Genomic DNA, 19,301 nt, shown 5'->3' with positions numbered 1-19,301 from the left:
ATTGAGACAGTTGCGTAACGTTATTAGTGCTATTTTCCTATTGTTCATTTGCGGGGGATTTGGTGCCGCCTACGCCGAACCATCATCAATCGTGATTGAAAGTAATGATGATCTCCGCCAAATCATTAGCCAATTATCAGCGCAAAATAGCGAGTTACGCGACAGTATTGCCAGTCAAAAAGCGCAAGTTTCGCTAATAAATGATCAGCAAAACACTATTTTATCGCAAGTGTCACATGTACAAAATACATTAGCTACCCTTGATGAACAGGGGGAATGGCTCAGTTTTTCAACTGCCTTGGGGGAAACCTTACGTCAACAGCTACTGCGCTTGCCTGAAAAACCTAAATTCCAGCCGCTAGATGCCAGTATTGCTGAATCTAAAGTATTACAGTTGAGCTATAGTAATCAGCTCGATAATTTGGATGATTATCCTAATTTAACTGATTTGACTTTAGATCACAGCCAATTAATGCAGTATAAACAGCTTATTCGTGAGCAAAGTGAGCTACTTAAAACACTGATATCAGGCTGTGATACCATTATTTTAGAGTTAACTAAGCTAAAAATTGCTAATCGGCAGTTAATCAATGCCATTGATGATGTTGATGATGCGGCGCACCGTTACTTCTTTTGGGTCGCCGATGTCAATCCGATCAATTTATCTTATCCTGTTGAATTAGCCAAAGATGTCGCTTTTGTCTTTTTCTCTATCGATAGCTTGTCTCAGTTATACAGTGCCACGATTGAGATTATCAATACACCATTAACCTTACTGCTCTTGATTTTGTCTCTAGTACTTGTTATTACTCACTTTAAAAGTAAGGCAAGGTATAATCACTATTTAGAAAAAACCTCGTCACGCATCGGTAAAGTGACTCAAGATAACTTTTCGATTACGATGCGTGTTGTTATTTACTCCTTAATTATGGCATTGCCGATCCCGATTTTATGGGGCATGATTGGTTACGCTTTACAAAGTGATTGGGATTATCCGGTTGCGGTGGCATTAGGTTATAGTATTAATGCCGCTGCGCCCATTTTATGGGTATTTATTATTAGCGCGCAGTTTGCCTCACCTAATGGTCTATTTATTACTCATTTTGGTTGGCCAGAAAGCCGAGTACGTTCCGCAATGAAATATTATCAGTTATCGGTATGGGTGGTTATACCGCTAGTGATGATGGTGATGAGCTTTGAACAGTATAATAATCGCCAATTTGCCGCCACAATTGGTCGTTTTTGTTTTATTTTACTCTGCTTTGCGTTGGTATTTATGACCAATGCCATTCATCGCGCGGGCGTACCGCTGTACATTGATAGAAAAGTATCGGGTGATAATTTATTAAACCGTATTTTATGGATAATTTTGCTCAGTGCGCCGTGGGTTGCGATTATTGCGGCATGCTTAGGCTATCTATCAACCGCGCAAGTACTACTCGGCCGATTAGAAGCATCCGTGGTTATTTGGTTGGCGCTATTGGTGATCTACTTTATGATCCGTCGTTGGATGTGGATCCAAAAACGACGCATTGAATTTGAACGCGCGAAGCAGCGCCGATTGGAGCGATTAGCTCAGCGCAGTAAGAGCGATGATGAGGCTAATCCAAACTCCTCGTCAAATAATGCCGCCGATAGCATTGAAGAGCCAGTAATTGACCTTGACGTAATCAGTGCCCAATCCTTGCATTTGGTTCGTTCAATTATTGCACTCGTCGCCTTAATCAGTATGATCTTACTCTGGTCTGAGCTTCATTCTGCCTTCGCCTTTATGGACAATATTAGGCTCTGGAGCAGCAAATCAGTAATTAGCGGCGTTGAAACCGAACAATACATCACGTTAAGCTCGCTATTTATTGCTATTTTAGTCATGACCATTACCATTCAGCTGGTTAAAAATTTACCGGCATTACTCGAGCTCGGTATTTTGCAGCACCTTGATTTAAAACCGGGTACCGGTTATGCCATCTCAACGATCAGTAAATATATTATTTTAATGATTGGCTGTATGATTGCTTTTTCCCTAATCGGCATTGATTGGTCAAAAATTCAGTGGTTAATTGCGGCATTAGGGGTTGGGCTTGGGTTTGGTCTGCAAGAAATTTTCGCCAACTTTATTTCAGGTATCATTATGTTATTTGAAAAACCAGTACGCATAGGCGATACGGTTACGATTCGTGATTTAACTGGCAACATAACTAAAATCAACACTCGCGCTACAACCATTGTCGATTGGGATCGCAAAGAAATTGTCATGCCTAACAAGGCGTTTGTTACCGAGCAGTTAGTCAACTGGTCATTATCTGACGCGATAACACGCATTGTATTAACGATCCCAGCCACCATTGATGCGGATAGTGATTTAGTGATAGACATTCTTAAACGAGTGGCTAAAAATTGTCAATATGTACTCGATGATCCTGAGCCACAAGTCTACCTTGTTGATATTCAAGAAGGGATTCAGTTATATGAAATTCGTTTATTCGCGGCGGAAATGAGTTATCGCATGCCACTGCGTAGCGAAATTCAGCAAATGATTATCGAAGAGTACCGTAAACATGACCTTAAATTACCCTTCCCACCGTTACAAACTAATTTAGAAGCATTAGGGCGCAAAACAGGGCGACGAACTTATAATGTGGGTACGATGTAACGATTAGTCAGTCGGTAATTTAGGGCACTATTTTTATTCACATAGTTTGTCATGGTACCAATCCTATCGCTACAGCGCGAATATAATAACCTCTTATTTAGGTAATGGCGGCTATAGTATGGCGGCAAGATTCAGCCTTGTAGCAAATTTACTCAAATTGTTTTCACTATATTGTTTTACTTGCTGCAACTAGCAAGATGATACTCATTTTGCTTTTCAGCAATAACCGCTCAATCCTTAGCGTATTTTCGTCTGCAAACCAATCAAATTAATAAGTGTAAAATTGTTTCACTTTAAGTTATTTTTGTAATAATATTCGCACATTTGTAATTAAAAGGTAAGTTAATGGTAAGTTTATAAAAATATCTAGCTAAAACTATTAGGTTAGCTAGGGACTGTGATTGCCTTGGCGATTTATAAACGGCAAAGATTTAAGCCTAAGGCATCAGCCTTAGGCTTAACTATAGCCAGCGTTATTACGCTGGCAAAATCAGGGTAAATAGAGCGACCCACAAATAAGACGTCCATAAACGGACAAAACAATACACAAACGGAATCAATTATGAATAAACATTTTTATCGCATTATTTTTAATAAAGCCCGCGGCATCATGATGGTGGTCGCGGAAATCGTTAAGCGCCATCAAGGTGAAGGACGTAGCAGTCAAAAAGCTACCAGCACCGCTAGCAGCGGTAAAGTGACCGCTGCATTAAAACCACTCAGCTTCTTAACCTTTGTGGCACTCGGTATGGTGAGTGTGGTGACGCAAAGTCAGGCCAGCACCGTTATTGCCGATAACAGCGCTGCGCAGTCACAGCGCCCGACCATTATCGAGCGTCCAAATGGTCCAACGGTAGTTAATATTCAAGAAGCCAATAAAGCAGGCGTTTCACACAATAAATACAACCAATTTGATGTGTCACGAGAAGGCGTAATTTTAAATAACAGCGCGCAATCATCAAACACCCAGCTAGGTGGCAACATTGCCGGTAATAGCAATTTAGCTAACTCTGGCAGCGCTAAAGTTATTTTAAATGAGATTAACTCAGCCAATGCTAGCCAACTTAACGGTAAAATTGAAGTCGCCGGACAGAAAGCCCAAGTAGTCATCGCCAACGCAGCTGGTATTACCTGTAATGGTTGTGGCTTTATTAATGCAGATAGAGCAACCCTTACTACCGGTAGCGCTATTATCGGTGAGGACGGTGATTTACAAGGTTATCATGTTGAGCAAGGTAATATTACTATTAATGGTGAGTTCGATAGCCGTGAACAAGATTATACCGGTCTAATTGCTCGAACGGTAAATGTTAATGGTCAGATATATGCCAATAATCTAGCGGTTGTGGCGGGTAAAAATAAAGTCGAACATAAAATAGGAGACGCCTACGATAGCGTCAAAGTAGAAAAAATTTATAGCAATGACGATAAACCGCAGTTAGCGATTGACGTTGCCGCGCTAGGCGGGATGTACGCCAATAAAATTAAAATGACCAGCACCGAGTCAGGGGTGGGGGTACGTAATGCAGGAACGCTGGGCGCGTATGGTGACAAGCAAGCTATTTCTATTGCGACAACAGGGAAAATCACTAATACTGGCAAGATGTATCTAGCTGACCCTATGCAAGGCAATACACTGGAATCTAATGGCAATAAAATAACCATTAACGGGAGTTCGACTTATTTATTGCTTTCTTCACCGACTGAAAATGACATCCCTCCACTTTATCCAGTCAGTGATATTCGAGACGAAGAGAGTTATTATCTTGGTATGCAGGGTAGGTATAATGATGGTATACGCGTTTATACCAATGATGAGGTGGTCAATGAAGGAGATATTACTATTTCAATCAGTAAGATTGAATTTAGAGCAATTGAACTCGCCGCAAAGAAAGGCATTAATAATAGCGGTACTATTATAGGTAAAAATGATTATGTTCGTGTTTATTTAGAAGGTGCAGAAAAATTTTATAATAGCGGGACTATTTTTGCCGGTAATCGATTAGAAGTGGCTTATAACGATATCTATAACTCAGGTACCATGACTTCAAATAGAGTGATAAACTTTCAAGACGGCTATTTCTACGGTGGTGAGTATGGTGTAGCTCGTATGGTTAATACTGGCGATATTATTGCTCTAGGTCAAAATTTATTATATCCATCTCATGCGGTGGGCATTTATGTCGACGATTTTTATAATGAAGGAAATATTATAGCTAATGATGTGATAGAACTCTATGCAGGTAATTTTAATAATTCCGGTAAGATAAAGTCAAACGATCAATTGACTATAAGCACAGAGACCGAAATTTACGAAAATGGCGAATACATTATGATTAACGAAGGTAAACTTAATAATAAGGGTAAGATAGAGGCGGATAAACGTTTAGTTCTTGCCGTAAATACGCTGGAAAACTCGGGTAACATAAGTAGTGGCGGAGAACTTAATATCGGTGATTCTTATGAATATCAGGATAATCCAGACCCTAATGCTGAACTTATGATAACAGTTGCTACAGGCAAAGCCCAATCAGTCAATAACCAATCAGGCACCATTGAAGCAAAAGGCGATTTAACGATTAGTGTTGAAGATAAATTAATTAATAGTGGCCTGATACAAACCAATGGTACGATGGCAATAGCCGCTAATGGCATGTTGATTAACAGTGGTAGAATCAAATCGGCTGACACGATGAACCTTGCGCTAAATATGCTCAATAACACAGACGGTCAAATATATAGTGGTGGAGCCATTAATATAGGCAAAGACCTTAATGAAGACGGAACAATCACAGGCAGAGCCACAATGGTCAATAACCTATCAGGCTCGATTGAAGCGGCAGACGATATAACGATTGATGCTTTATATTATCTGTACAGCACTGATTAAATCTAGCTAAGAGAGCATTACCCGTTTTGCTATAAGCTGTCAAATCAATAGCAAAACGACAAAAGGTAACGCTCATGCTTAACCCAAAGCCCAATGCAACGTATTGGGCTTTTTATTTTCCAACTCGTACTTTCTTTTTCTGCAATAACCGCTCAATCCTTAGCGTATTTTCGTCTGCAAACCAATCAAATTAATAAGTGTAAAATTGTTTCACTTTAAGTTATTTTTGTAATAATATTCGCACATTTGTAATTAAACGGTAAGTTAAGAGTAAGTTTATAAAAATATCTAGATAAAACTATTAGGTTAGCTAGGGACTGTGATTGCCTTGGCGATTTATAAACGGCAACGATTTAAGTCTAAGACATCGGCCTTAGGCTTACTATAGCCAGCGTTATTACGCTGGCAAAATCAGGGTAATAGTACTACCCACAAATAAGATATCCATAAACGGATAAATCAATACATACACAAACGGAATCAATTATGAATAAACATTTTTATCGCATTATTTTTAATAAAGCGCGCGGCATCATGATGGTGGTCGCGGAAATCGTTAAGCGTCATCAAGGTGAAGGGCGCAGTAGCCAAAAAGCCACCAGCACCACCAGCCGTGGTAAAGTAACTGCCGCATTAAAACCACTCAGCTTCTTAACCTTTGTGGCACTGGGTATGGTCAGTGTGGTGACGCAAAGTCAGGCCAGCACTATTATTACCGATAACAACGCCGCGCAGTCACAGCGCCCGACCATTATCGAGCGCCCAAATGGCCCAACGGTAGTCAATATTCAAGAAGCCAATAAAGCAGGCGTTTCACACAATAAATATAACCAATTTGATGTATCAAAAGAGGGCGTAATTTTAAATAACAGCGCGCAGTCATCAAACACTCAGTTAGGCGGCAATATTGCCGGTAATAGCAATTTAGCTAACTCTGGCGGCGCTAAAGTTATTTTAAATGAAATTAACTCAGCCAATGCCAGCCAACTGAACGGTAAAATTGAAGTCGCCGGGCAAAAAGCCCAAGTGGTCATCGCCAATGCAGCGGGTATTACCTGTAATGGCTGTGGCTTTATTAATGCTGACAGAGCAACCCTGACTACCGGTAGCGCGATTATCGGCGATGACGGTACACTACAAGGTTATCAAGTTGAACAAGGTAATATTACCATTAATGGTGAGTTTGATAGCCGTGAGCAAGATTATACCAACCTAATCGCTCGCACAGTAAATATTAATGGTCAAATACAAGCTAATCGAATAACAGTTGTTGCGGGTAAAAATAATGTCTACCATGCTAAAGATTTTTATAATGACGAGTCTTTAAAAGTAGAAAAAATTTATAATAATGATGATAAACCTGTGTTAGCAATTGACGTAGCCGCTTTAGGTGGAATGTATGCCAATAAAATTACGTTGAGAAGTACTGAGACGGGGGTTGGTGTACGCAATGCTGGCCGTTTAGGCGCTTATGGTCATCGTGAACATATTGCTATTTCTGCCACAGGACAAATTACTAATACTGGTAAAATATATTTGGAAGACTATCATGAAGATACCGAGTCACAACCTGAAGGTAATAAAAAAAATATTGATAGTCTCGCCACCAGTTTAGCTAGTTCACAAGCAATCAGTATTAACAGTAAAACAACATCGTACACTGATAGTGAGATACGAGATGAAGAGGATGACTATATTACTTTTTATGATAAGGCAGTCCCTCAGTATTCAATAGCCCTTAGGACAAATGATAGAATCGTCAATGAAGGGGATATTGATATTTCAAATACTGACCGTTATGGTTGGTTACTTGGTCTTGATGGGAAAAAAGGTATTGATAATAAAGGAAATATTGAAAGCAGAAGTAAGAGTGGTAATCGTGACAGTATTGAGTTAAATAGCGATCAAGCAATTTATAATAGCGGTGCCATTTTTACTGATGGCTCTGTCAATACACGATCCCACGATATGTATAACACAGGTAAAATAAACGCGCTTTCTATGATACATAATGGTGAAGATGGTCGTTTCGTTAATGCTGGAGATATCAGTTATTCTAAACTAGGTTCGGATGTAGGAATCTATGCCCATGATTTTGATAATAGAGGAACTATCATAGCTGGCAGCTTAGCAGACATTGAAGCGATTAACTTAAATAATAGCGGCAAGATAAAAGCATCTGATTATCTTTATTTATCTACAACTGAATTAATCGACCCAGAATATGATGATATGAATAATATTAGTCCTAACGAGGGGGTAATTACTAATAGCGGAACATTAGAGGCCGGTAAACGTTTAGCTATTGGCGTAAATACTCTGGAAAACTCGGGTAAAATAAGCAGTGGTGGAGAGCTTGGTATCGGCCAATATTTGGAAATTCATGATAATCCGGATCCAGATTCTATATATTCGATAGCAATTCCTGCAGGCAAAGCCCAATCAGTCAACAACCAATCAGGCACCATTGAAGCTAACGGTGATTTAACGATTGGTGCAGAGCAAATTAATAATAGCGGAAAAATCAAGTCAGCTAACAATATGAACCTTGCGCTAAATATGCTCAATAACACAGACGGTCAAATATATAGTGGTGGAGCCATTAATATAGGCAAAGACCTTAATGAAGACGGAACAATCACAGGCAGAGCCACAATGGTCAATAACCTATCAGGCTCGATTGAAGCGGCAGACGATATAACGATTGATGCTTTATATTATCTGTACAGCACTGATTAAATCTAGCTAAGAGAGCATTACCCGTTTTGCTATAAGCTGTCAAATCAATCTCAAAACGACAAAAGGTAACGCTCATGCTTAACCCAAAGCCCAATACAACGTATTGGGCTTTTTTATGTGCAAATTTTACTCGTTTAAAAGCGGCATTGTGTTTATTTAATCACCAAACGCTAACTTCGCGTTTCTTTTTATTTGTTGGTTATTGCATGGCTTAATGGGCGCTATGCGCAAAATAGTGTTGCGCTGTTCGCTTACTCGGTAGCGTTACTAAGTCATTGTCTAACTAAAATAAAGAGTTGCCAATTGGGGCAAAATATCGTAATTTTACTGTTTTACGTTTTTGCTTTAAAAAAGTAATCGTAATGGAATAAAGCAATAATAAAAACAGAATAAAGATAAAAGGAGTTACCCCATGGCCAGCGGTCTTGATACTGCATTAGATCCACTTACCAACGCACTTAGCGCTCAGCAACATAATAAGTACGCAGTGACGCTGTCAGGCTTATCATCCGCGCTCTCGGTCCTATCGGTACACGGTAATGAAGCCCTCAATCAGCCATGGCGTTACGAGATCACCGTCACGAGCCTTGACCCGCATATCTCGATCGATAGCGTGCTTAACCAGCCAGCCCAGTTTAGCTTCTTAGCCCCCAACTTGCTAACGCAGGCCACCCACATTAGCTCACTCGATAAACCGGCAACGCCGCGCACCTTATATGGTGTGGTGACTGAGTTTGGTCAGCTATCGGTCAATAAAGACCAAGCCCATTATCGGCTGGTACTCCAGCCACGACTGGCGCTATTTGCGAATGACCACTATAGCGCCATTTACCAAAACCAAAGTGTGGTCAGCGTAGTGGAAGAGGTGCTGCGCCGCCATGGTTTTACCGGCGTCGATTACCGCTTAGTGCTAAAAGACAGCTACCCCGCCCGGGAGTTTATCACGCAGTGGCAAGAGAGTGACCTGGCGTTTATTCAGCGCTTACTGGCCGATGTCGGTATTTGGTTACGCTTTGAAAGTCATAGCGAACACAACTGTGATGTATTGGTATTAAGTGATTACGAACAGGGTTTTGAGGACGTCGGCAGTCTTACTTACACGCAACCAAGTGGCATGGCGGATAACGCCCGTGATAGCGTGTGGGAGTTACAGTTTGCCAGCAAAAGCGTAGCGCGTCAGGTGAAGGTAAATGATTATAATTATCGAGAAGCACCAGCCGACCTTCACGCACAAATAAACTCACAACCTAAAGAGGTTACCACCGCTGGCACCGATTACCGCTATGGCGAGCACTTTAAACGTAAAGGCGATGACAACACCCTTGAAAGCGGCAGTTGGTATGCCAAAATCCGCCATCAGCAGCAAATTAGTGAACAGATTATTATTCACGGTAACGCCAATGACTACCACTTAGCCCCAGGGCAACGGCTGATTATTAGCGGCAGCCCGATCAACGGCATCAGTGAAGGGATAGTGATTTTATCGACCGAGTGCTATGGTGACCGCAGCGAGGCCTATCACGTTAAGTTTACCGCTATGCCGTATAACGTACTAAAACCGTATCGCCCGGCACCGTTACCATGGCCGCAAGTGACCGGCACGCTACCGGCGCGGGTGACCAGTCCTGATAATGACACCTATGGTTATATTGACACCATGGGGCGCTACCGAGTTAAATTTGATTTTGATTTAAAAACCTGGCGCAGCGGTGAAGAGAGCCTATGGGTGAGGCTGGCAAAGCCGTATGCTGGTGACACTTATGGTTTTCACTTCCCCTTAATCGATGGTACCGAGGTGGCTATCGCCTTTACCGATAGTAACCCAGATAGACCGTATATCGCCCATGCCATGCATGACAGCACACATCCTGACCCTGTCACGACTATCAATAAACACCGCAATGTGCTGCGAACGCCAGCCAACAACAAACTGCGCATGGATGATAAACGCGGGCAAGAGCATATTAAACTGGCGACTGAGTACGGCAAAAGCCAGCTTAATCTCGGCCACTTAGTTAACCAAAACAGAGAGCAACGCGGTGCCGGCTTTGAGCTACGCACCGACGAATGGGGCGCCATTAGCGCGAACAAAGGTTTATACCTTAGCGCGCAAAGCGAACCACAAGCGCAAGGTCAGCAGCTCGATATGCAAAGTGCTATCGCTCAGCTGGAAAACGCCTTATCGATTGCTAAAGCGCTACAACAGGCCGCCAGCAGCGCGCAGGCGCATCCCGCTGATATCGACAGTCAACAGCAGCTACAAACCGCACTCAACCAGCTAACCGAAGCGGGCATTATTGCCTATGCACCAGCCGGTATTGGCTTAACCAGTGATCAAAATATCCAGCTCTCCAGCGGTAACAGCATCAGCTTAACCAGTGAACAGCAAACCGACATTAGCGCGCTTAACAATATCACCTTAGCCTCATCTGAGGCAGTCGGCATCTTCGCCCATAAAGCGGGCTTGAAGCTACTGGCTAACCAAGGTAAAGTCGAGCTACAAGCCCAAAATGACGCCATGGCTATCGCCGCTAAACAGGATATTAAGATTGATAGCGTCGAGGGCAAAGTGACTATCTCGGCGCTTGATGGGCTAAATTTCCTCGCTGGCGGATCGTACATTACCATCAATGGTAAGGGCATCGAACTCGGCTCATCGGCTAATGTCACCGTTAAAGCCGCAGCGCTGCAAAAAATGGGGCCAGCTAATAAAAATCTTACCGCAACATTAGCGCCTATCTGTTCGGGCGCGCAGCAAAAAGCGGCTGACGAACATGCTATTTTTATGGAGCGCAAATGAATCTGATGCCTCTACTTGATACGCAAAGCGGCCCAATAATTAGCGCGCAACTTAAGCAATTTGGCAAAATGCATTTACTGATTGATCCGAAAATCAATGATGACTTCTTTTTTACTCACCAGTATCAGTTCGAATCAGTTATCGCTATTCGCGATCGGCAAGATACCGTATCGGCTGATCATCAATGCCTACAGCTCTGCACTATTAATAAAACGACTAGCGATCTTGACCAACTGATTGGTGAGCTAAAAGATAGTGATTCGGCGGCGATTGCAATTATATTTTCATCTCAGTCAAATAATGCGCTGCAAAAGCACATCAGTAACGCCATGTATATGCGCTACCAAGGCGCCGACTATCTTTTACGCTTTTACGATCCCAAGGTTTTAAAGCATCTAATGGCAATATTTAAGCCAGCACAACTAAGTCAACTATTTGGCATTATTGAATATTGGTATTATTGGGATCAGCACTATATTCAACTCGCGCATAAGCCAGAAAGAGTATTGTCGGATATTAACTACCAAATAACCGCTAAACAGTGGCAGCAGCTTACTATCGCGCAGTCGTACAACTATTATGAAAATCTTACTATAAGGCAGCAAAAGGCGGTATTAAGTGCCGAGCAACAAACGACCTTGCAACAACTGTTGGATTGGGCATATCGCGCGACATACAATCAGCCCGATCAGCGTAATTTAGCGGTCATGGTCAACTATGCAATGGCACAGCCAGCACACTTTTTTGTCGTCATCAATTATGACCTATTTGCCCAGTGTATTAACGACAAAACCAACGATATTGAGCACTATTTTGCACCGTTAGAAAAAGGAATTGAACATGGCATCACCCGCTAGTTTGCTTGGTTTGCTAGCCGCAGCCAACCATAATAAACAAGACAATGGTAAGCGTTGCCCTAGCTGCCAACAAAAGGATGGCAATCTATTTGTATTACCGACCCGATTATCCGTTGCGGGCTATATGACGCGCAACGATATCCCCGCTTTGCCTAATTTTGCCCTCGCGCAGGTTAATGATCTGCCACTCACTCATTCGCAGTATTGTTTGCAAATGCTTAGACAGGGCTACCTCTATGTGCTTGAAGAGCGTGATACGGCAAAAGTATGGCGGGTTTTTACCTCCAGCCCAGAAGGCTGTTTGACCGAGCATAGTGACCCTAAAACCGTCAACAGTACGCCACCGCCATACACCTGTAATATCGCCCTTGACGGCGCAGATGCGTCATATATTAGTTTTACCGAAAGTGAAAAGATAAAAAAACTCTATTTTTTGTTCTCGCCCGATAAAATATTAGCCAATAAGCTCGAGTTTTATCAAGCTGAGGGATTAGCGCTGCTTGAAGGCATGACGCCGACCGAAATTCGCCAAGGCACTAAATCACTGTTAGCCGATCAGTTTTCCCCCAATATTTTAGAGTTTTCGGTAGCCGTGCAGCTTGCCGAGCAAGCGCAATTTTTAAATAGCAAGCCTAGTTGGGAATTCAGCTTAGGCGAACGAGATCAGGCCGAAAAAGAGAAGCTCAAGATCGATTATGTATATCAAAATCGTACGCTATTTTATGATAAATCGATCAACCAAAATTTTGCTCGTTACCTGTCGTTATATAAAAAAATGCACAAACGTCAGGGAGCGGCAATTATCGTCAATGATGCGATCGGGATCACACAAAGCTTAAATAATCGTCGTCATCAAGCGCTACAGCAACAGATGAAACCGTGGCTGGAATCTAAGGATAAAGACGGGATATCGAACGAATACCGTTTAATGATACTCGGCCAGCTAGATGGACTTAAGCAGTCATTTCATGACAAGCGCTTACAACAGCTGGTCAACCGTCATACACAAAACGTCCAAGCGATGGTCAATTATAATAATTATAATAGCCATATGGCTGATAACTACAAAGCGGCGTCAAATTCAGCGCTAACGGCATCGGTTGAACCCTACGCGCAGCAGGTTTACCAAAATCAAACCCGCGAAATGTCGGAAAAAGAGTTTCAAGATAAATACTGGCGCCGCTTATCGCAAGATAAAATAGATAAGTTTAAGCAGCAGTTTGAGCAACAAAGCCAATTAGCCGAACAACTCGCCGAGCAGCGCAGTATTGATTTTAAAACATGGCTGACTTCAGAGCCGTTATTATTAGCATTAGATGCCTATGATGACAATGATAAGCTTAATGGCATTATGTTTAGTTTGCAGGTCAACGCCTGCTTATTTGGCACCAGCAGTTCGCCCTTATTAAGGGATGTACTTAACGGTTGGTGGGACTCGTCACACATTGCGCGCGATAACTTATGCTGGCGCGCCTATCTATACAGTAATAAAACGCTCATCGCCGCTATCAACCAATATATTACCTTGCAAGATCAGGTCACGATCACCGATGAGCCTGCAGCTAAATTCGATTTAGCGACAACCGATAAAATGGTCGATTTATTAGATAAAGTGACCGAGCATCTAACGCAAAGTTCGACGATTATCGACCACTTAGCCGCGCGCGGGTTACCGATTGCGTTATTATCGGTCTCATTTGCCGACTTAATGCGGCGCTTTTTAGCGATAACATCCACCGGCGCGGCGCAGTTGATACATAACCGCTTAGGTAATACTATTTTAGCGCATATTAATCAGAGCGCGCGCGAGCTATACCATCTAAAATACAATATTGGTGGCCGCAGTTTTACCGCCTTACCATCACGGGCGGTGCCACAAATTAACCATGTGGCGAGCAATAATTACCAAAATGCCGATCTGACTAACACCCGTATTGCGATGATTGTTGTTGGCTTTAGTGCTTATGATCTGCTACGCAAATTAAGCCAAGGCAAATACCAGACCGCGCGCGAAAAAGCCGAGTTAACCGCCTCAATTATCACCAGCGTTGCCGCAACCTTCCAGATTGGTATTAGCGCGATTGAAAGCTGTATCGGGAATAATCCTAGCTCAAGAACCGCCATGGTTACCTATAATGGCTTTGGTCGAATATTTTTATGGGGCGCCAGCCTATCCGCCATTGCCGGCTCAATGACGGCGGTATTTGATATTATGGATATGTATAAAAAAATTAAAAAGCATGAACCAGTGCTGACAACAGCATATTTTGCAAGAGGTGCAGCCACATTAGCGTTTAGTTTCTCACAATTTTTAATTACTTTAGGCACCTTAGCTCCTTGGCTAAAAGGGATTATTGATCGTAGTATTGAACGTACTATTTGGGTTAAAGTTGCTGAATTTGGCCTATTTTTAGGCCGTTTTGCGCTGCTAGAGCCGGTTGCGGTAGCATTAGGTGTGATTAATTTTTATGCCACACTAATTATTGTGGTGGTTAGCCTAGTGATTATTATTGTTGATGATAATGCCTTACAAAAATGGTTTGACCGTTGCTGCTTTAGTAATGATCCTGAGCACGAACCATACGACGATTTAACTGACGAGCTAACCGAGTTTCATCAAGCAATTAAGGAGAGCTTTTAATGTATATTGGTGAATATCTATTTTGGTTAAGTAGCGCCATCAAAGCCTCAAGCCGTAAAAAAATGAAGATGGGTTATTTTAATGGTGATATGACGCTGAGCGAGGTCGAAAAAGACTACACTAAGCAGTCGGTCAGTAATAACCCACGACCAATTGGCCCCTATTATGCCTATAACGACCGTTATTTAGAGATTCGTGGTGGTATGTTTGAAAACTTCCGTGGTATTTTGACCTGGCTTTGTCTGCTTTTTTTCTTTTTTTCTTTTAGTGCTTGTTATGCAGCTATAGCCTTTACATTAGATATTTATAATCATAAAACAATTCAAATATCTTCAACTATTTTTGCAATTGTATTTTTTTCAATTATTTTTTTATTCTCGCTTTATTTGTTAATCCGCTACTTCCGCTATGTCTACCGGCTGGAACTATTTACTATTCGTCATATTCGAGTACGGTTTAATCGCGTTACTCAGCAAGTCTATATTCAACGACCCAAATATTGTGGTGGCACGGTGGTATTTAAGTGGCAGCATATTATGCCGGCAAACTTTGGCGAAAGCGGCTCGGATATGGGGGGCACCAATATGGTTAATTTACTGTCGTTTCACCCGTATAAAACCGGCTTTCCCGTTGCCCATTCGGTTGGTATTGGTAAAAACACCTACTGCGCGCAGGATTATAAAGATGAGTGGGAGTTTATTCGCCGCTATATGGAGCATAGCCCGGACAATTTAGCCAAACCGCGCTTAAGCACCCATTTACCGCTGCCATTGCATGGTTTGGGCGGCCATATAAAGCCGATGCTTAAGATGGTTAAAAATAGCAAAAGTGTGCTGGTGACAATGATGATGTTGCCCGTGTTTGTTATTTTATTACCCCTTTATACCGCGGGTTACTTTATATCAGAGTGTTTATGCTGGCAGCCGCGCTGGCCAAAAGTGATCCGCCAAGCCGGTAAAGCGGGCAAACCAACCCCAAAAGAGACTCAACTGTCGGATTACCCACCGGCGGTACAACAAGCGATATTAGATAGCCGCTTGGAGTGGGGCGTACGCGATGATAAAACTGGAAAATTAGTTGACTATGGTAATTCATAAGAGGGCTAGGGCAATATGATGCTAAACACACTATTAACCCCGTTGTATGCCATTGGTAAGGTCGCGTTATAATGTATATTGGTGAATTTTTACTATGGTTTGGTAACTCAATCAAAGCCTCAACCCGTAAAAAATTGAAAATGGGTTATCTTAATGACGATATGATGTTGAGCGAGGTTGAAAAAGACTACACTAAGCAGTCGGTCAGTAGTAATCCACGACCAATCGGCCCCTATTATGCCTATAACGAGCGTTATTTAGAGATCCGTGGCGGTATGTTTGAAAACTTTCGTGGCATTATTACTATGATATCTTTGATGTTATTTGGTGTTTTATTTTTTTTCTTTAACCCAATTATTTATATGCTTTCAACTCCGAACTATTTTAATGATGGTCTGGATGTCTTTGCGTTTATTTACACTGTTGTTCTAGCTTCAATTTTAATCTATCTATATATCCGTTACTTCCGCTATGTCTATCGGCTGGAACTATTTACTATTCGCCATATTCGGGTACGGTTTAATCGCGTTACTCAGCAAGTCTATATTCAACGCCCCAAATATAGTGGCGGCACGGTGGTATTTAAGTGGCAGCATATTATGCCGGCAAACTTTGGCGAAAGCGGCTCGGATATGGGCGGCACCAATATGGTTAATTTACTGTCGTTTCACCCGTATAAAACTGGCTTCCCCATTGCCCATTCGGTTGGTATTGGTAAAAACACCTACCGTGCGCAGGATTATAAAGATGAGTGGGAGTTTATTCGCCGCTATATGGAGTATGGCCGCGACAATTTAGCCAAACCGCGCTTAAGTACCCATTTGCCGCTGCCGTTGCATGGTTTGGGCGGCCATATAAAGCCGATGCTTAAGATGGTTAAAAATTCTAAAAGTGTGCTGGTGACGATGATGATGCTGCCCGTCTTTGTTATTTTATTACCAATTTATACCGCGGGTTACTTTATATCAGAGTGTTTATGCTGGCAGCCGCGCTGGCCAAAAGTGATTCGCCAAGCCGGTAAAGTCGGTAAACCAACCCCAAAAGAGACCCAACTGTCGGATTATCCACCGGCGGTACAACAAGCGATATTGGATAGCCGTTTGGAGTGGGGCGTACGCGATGATAAAACCGGAAAATTAGTTGACTATGGTAATTCATAAGAGGGCTAGGGCAATATGATGCTAAACACACTATTAACCCCGTTGTATGCCATTAGTCAGGTAGCGTTATAATGTATATTGGTGAATATCTATTTTGGCTAAGTAGCGCCATCAAATCCTCAAGCCGTAAAAAAATGAAGATGGGCTATTTTAATGGCGATATGAAACTAAGTGAAGTGAGCAAAGATTATACTAAGGAATCGGCCAGCAATAATCCACGGCCAATTGGCCCCTATTATGCCTATAACGATCGTTATTTAGAGATCCGCGGTGGTATGTTTGAAAACTTTCGTGGCATTATTACTTGGATTAGTTTGCTTCTATTTTTTATTCCTTTTAGTTCTTGCTTTTTGTTTTTAGATAGTATTTTCACTTTATACCAGAAGGAGACAACCCAAATAGCTGGATATATCATATCTGCAATATTTTATTTGATTATTTTCACTGTGACTTTTTATTTATTTATCCGTTACTTCCGCTATATCTTTCGGTTAGAGCTATTTACTATTCGCCATATTCGAGTACGGTTTAATCGCGTTACTCAGCAAGTCTATATTCAACGACCTAAATATTGTGGTGGCACGGTGGTATTTAAGTGGCAGCATATTATGCCGGCAAACTTTGGTGAAACGGGTTCGGATATGGGGGGCACCAATATGGTTAATTTACTGTCGTTTCACCCGTATAAAACCGGCTTCCCCGTTGCCCATTCGGTTGGCATTGGTAAAAACACCTACTGCGCGCAGGATTATAAAGATGAGTGGGAGTTTATTCGCCGCTATATGGAGCATGGCCGCGCTAATTTAGCCAAACCGCGCTTAAGCACCCATTTACCGCTGCCATTGCATGGTTTGGGCGGTCATATAAAGCCGATGCTTAAGATGGTTAAAAATGGCAAAAGTGTGCTGGTGACAATGATGATGCTGCCCGTGTTTGTTATTTTATTACCCCTTTATACCGCGGGTTACTTTATATCAGAGTGTTTATGCTGGCAGCCACGCTGGCCAAAAGTGATCCGCCAAGCCGGTAAAGCGGGCAAACCAACCCCAAAAGAGACCCAACTGTCGGATTACCCACCAGCAGTACAACAAGCGATATTAGATAGCCGTTTGGAGTGGGGCGTACGCGATGATAAAACTGGTAAATTAGTTGACTATGGTAATTCATAAGAGGGCTAGGGCAATATGATGCTAAGCACACTATTAACCCCGTTGTATGCTATTGGTAAGGTCGCGTTATAATGTATATTGGTGAATTTTTACTATGGTTTGGTAACTCAATCAAAGCCTCAAGCCGTAAAAAAATGAAGATGGGCTATTTTAATGGCGATATGATGCTGAGCGAGGTCGAAAAAGACTACACCAAACAGTCGGTCAGTAATAATCCACGACCAATCGGCCCCTATTATGCCTATAACGATCGTTATTTAGAGATCCGCGGTGGTATGTTTGAAAACTTTCGTGGCATTATTACTTGGATTAGTTTGTCAATTTTTTTGCTAGTAGGATATTTTAGTTTTTCTTTTTTAAGGATTTTTTACTATTTATTGTATCCTCAATACTATCCTTTTAGTATTGGATTTAGTTTTTATTTAGGATTGATTTTTTTCTTTTTTGTATCTGCGGTTATGATTTATTTGTTAATTCGCTACTTCCGCTATGTCTATCGGCTAGAGCTATTTACTATTCGCCATATTCGGGTACGGTTTAATCGTGTTACTCAGCAAGTCTATATTCAGCGACCTAAATATTGTGGTGGCACCGTGGTATTTAAGTGGCAGCATATTATGCCGGCAAACTTTGGTGAAACGGGTTCGGATATGGGCGGTACTAATATGGTTAATTTACTGTCGTTTCACCCGTATAAAACTGGCTTTCCCGTTGCCCATTCGGTTGGCATTGGTAAAAACACCTACTGCGCGCAGGATTATAAAGATGAGTGGGAGTTTATTCGCCGCTATATGGAGTATGGCCCGGACAATTTAGCCAAGCCGCGCTTAAGCACCCATTTACCGCTACCGTTGCATGGTTTGGGCGGTCATATAAAGCCGATGCTTAAGACGGTTAAAAATGCCAAAAGTGTGTTGGTGACGATGATGATGTTGCCCGTGTTTGTTATTTTATTACCCCTTTATACCGCGGGTTACTTTATATCAGAGTGTTTATGCTGGCAGCCGCGCTGGCCAAAAGTGATCCGCCAAGCCGGTAAAGCGGGCAAACCAACCCCAAAAGAGACTCAACTGTCCGATTACCCACCGGCGGTACAACAAGCGATATTAGATAGCCGTTTGGAGTGGGGCGTACGCGATGATCAAACCGGAAAACTAGTTGACTATGGTAATTCATAAGATGGCTGGGATTAGATAAGTGCCATGGACTATTATAGCGTGCGCTGTATTAAGCCATCTGGTGGCGCTGATTGGCGGCAGCTAAATGGTAAAACTTATTAGGTAATATCGCTAATC

11 protein-coding genes are annotated in these 19,301 nt (G+C 42.1%); all 11 read left to right on the top strand.

Annotated features, from left to right (window positions below; genetic code table 11):
* Position 1: 1 nt before the first annotated feature.
* Positions 2–2,653, top strand: coding sequence for a miniconductance mechanosensitive channel MscM (gene mscM, locus RHO12_04295; GenBank protein WVD67004.1), 2,652 nt, complete (start codon positions 2–4; stop codon positions 2,651–2,653).
* Positions 2,654–3,215: 562 nt separating this feature from the next.
* A complete protein-coding gene (locus RHO12_04290) occupies positions 3,216–5,543 on the top strand; it encodes a filamentous hemagglutinin N-terminal domain-containing protein (GenBank protein ID WVD67003.1) in 2,328 nt (775 codons plus the stop codon).
* 486 nt (positions 5,544–6,029) lie between these two features.
* On the top strand, positions 6,030–8,282 hold the full coding sequence (locus RHO12_04285; protein ID WVD67002.1) for a filamentous hemagglutinin N-terminal domain-containing protein: 2,253 nt from the start codon (positions 6,030–6,032) through the stop codon (positions 8,280–8,282).
* A gap of 74 nt (positions 8,283–8,356) precedes the next feature.
* On the top strand, positions 8,357–8,497 hold the full coding sequence (locus RHO12_04280; GenBank protein ID WVD67001.1) for a hypothetical protein: 141 nt from the start codon (positions 8,357–8,359) through the stop codon (positions 8,495–8,497).
* 197 nt (positions 8,498–8,694) lie between these two features.
* Complete coding sequence (gene vgrG, locus RHO12_04275) at positions 8,695–11,082, top strand: type VI secretion system tip protein VgrG (protein WVD67000.1); 2,388 nt, start codon at positions 8,695–8,697, stop codon at positions 11,080–11,082.
* Complete coding sequence (locus tag RHO12_04270) at positions 11,079–11,939, top strand: DUF4123 domain-containing protein (protein ID WVD66999.1); 861 nt, start codon at positions 11,079–11,081, stop codon at positions 11,937–11,939. The genes vgrG and RHO12_04270 overlap by 4 nt, the downstream gene beginning before the upstream one ends.
* On the top strand, positions 11,923–14,580 hold the full coding sequence (locus tag RHO12_04265; GenBank protein ID WVD66998.1) for a T6SS effector BTH_I2691 family protein: 2,658 nt from the start codon (positions 11,923–11,925) through the stop codon (positions 14,578–14,580). Before RHO12_04270 ends, RHO12_04265 begins: the two co-directional genes overlap by 17 nt.
* On the top strand, positions 14,580–15,677 hold the full coding sequence (locus RHO12_04260) for a hypothetical protein (GenBank protein ID WVD66997.1): 1,098 nt from the start codon (positions 14,580–14,582) through the stop codon (positions 15,675–15,677). The genes RHO12_04265 and RHO12_04260 overlap by 1 nt, the downstream gene beginning before the upstream one ends.
* A 71-nt stretch (positions 15,678–15,748) precedes the next feature.
* A complete protein-coding gene (locus tag RHO12_04255) occupies positions 15,749–16,837 on the top strand; it encodes a hypothetical protein (protein WVD66996.1) in 1,089 nt (362 codons plus the stop codon).
* A gap of 71 nt (positions 16,838–16,908) precedes the next feature.
* Positions 16,909–18,006 (top strand): hypothetical protein, encoded by a 1,098-nt coding sequence (locus RHO12_04250; GenBank protein ID WVD66995.1) that lies wholly within the window; start codon positions 16,909–16,911, stop codon positions 18,004–18,006.
* A gap of 71 nt (positions 18,007–18,077) precedes the next feature.
* Positions 18,078–19,184, top strand: coding sequence for a hypothetical protein (locus RHO12_04245; protein ID WVD66994.1), 1,107 nt, complete (start codon positions 18,078–18,080; stop codon positions 19,182–19,184).
* The last annotated feature ends 117 nt before the right edge of the window (positions 19,185–19,301 follow it).

The organism is Orbaceae bacterium lpD02 (assembly GCA_036251875.1).
Lineage (GTDB): Bacteria > Pseudomonadota > Gammaproteobacteria > Enterobacterales > Orbaceae > Orbus > Orbus sturtevantii.
This window is presented reverse-complemented; position numbering and strand designations above follow the sequence as displayed.

Excerpts from the sequence above, each read along its gene's own strand:
- RHO12_04285 (WVD67002.1), top strand. The coding sequence starts at position 6,030 with ATGAATAAACATTTTTATCGCATTATTTTTAATAAAGCGCGCGGCATC.
- RHO12_04290 (WVD67003.1), top strand. The coding sequence starts at position 3,216 with ATGAATAAACATTTTTATCGCATTATTTTTAATAAAGCCCGCGGCATC.
- RHO12_04245 (WVD66994.1), top strand. The coding sequence starts at position 18,078 with ATGTATATTGGTGAATTTTTACTATGGTTTGGTAACTCAATCAAAGCC.
- RHO12_04265 (WVD66998.1), top strand. The coding sequence starts at position 11,923 with ATGGCATCACCCGCTAGTTTGCTTGGTTTGCTAGCCGCAGCCAACCAT.
- RHO12_04270 (WVD66999.1), top strand. The coding sequence starts at position 11,079 with ATGAATCTGATGCCTCTACTTGATACGCAAAGCGGCCCAATAATTAGC.
- RHO12_04280 (WVD67001.1), top strand. The coding sequence starts at position 8,357 with ATGCTTAACCCAAAGCCCAATACAACGTATTGGGCTTTTTTATGTGCA.
- vgrG (WVD67000.1), top strand. The coding sequence starts at position 8,695 with ATGGCCAGCGGTCTTGATACTGCATTAGATCCACTTACCAACGCACTT.
- RHO12_04260 (WVD66997.1), top strand. The coding sequence starts at position 14,580 with ATGTATATTGGTGAATATCTATTTTGGTTAAGTAGCGCCATCAAAGCC.
- RHO12_04255 (WVD66996.1), top strand. The coding sequence starts at position 15,749 with ATGTATATTGGTGAATTTTTACTATGGTTTGGTAACTCAATCAAAGCC.
- RHO12_04250 (WVD66995.1), top strand. The coding sequence starts at position 16,909 with ATGTATATTGGTGAATATCTATTTTGGCTAAGTAGCGCCATCAAATCC.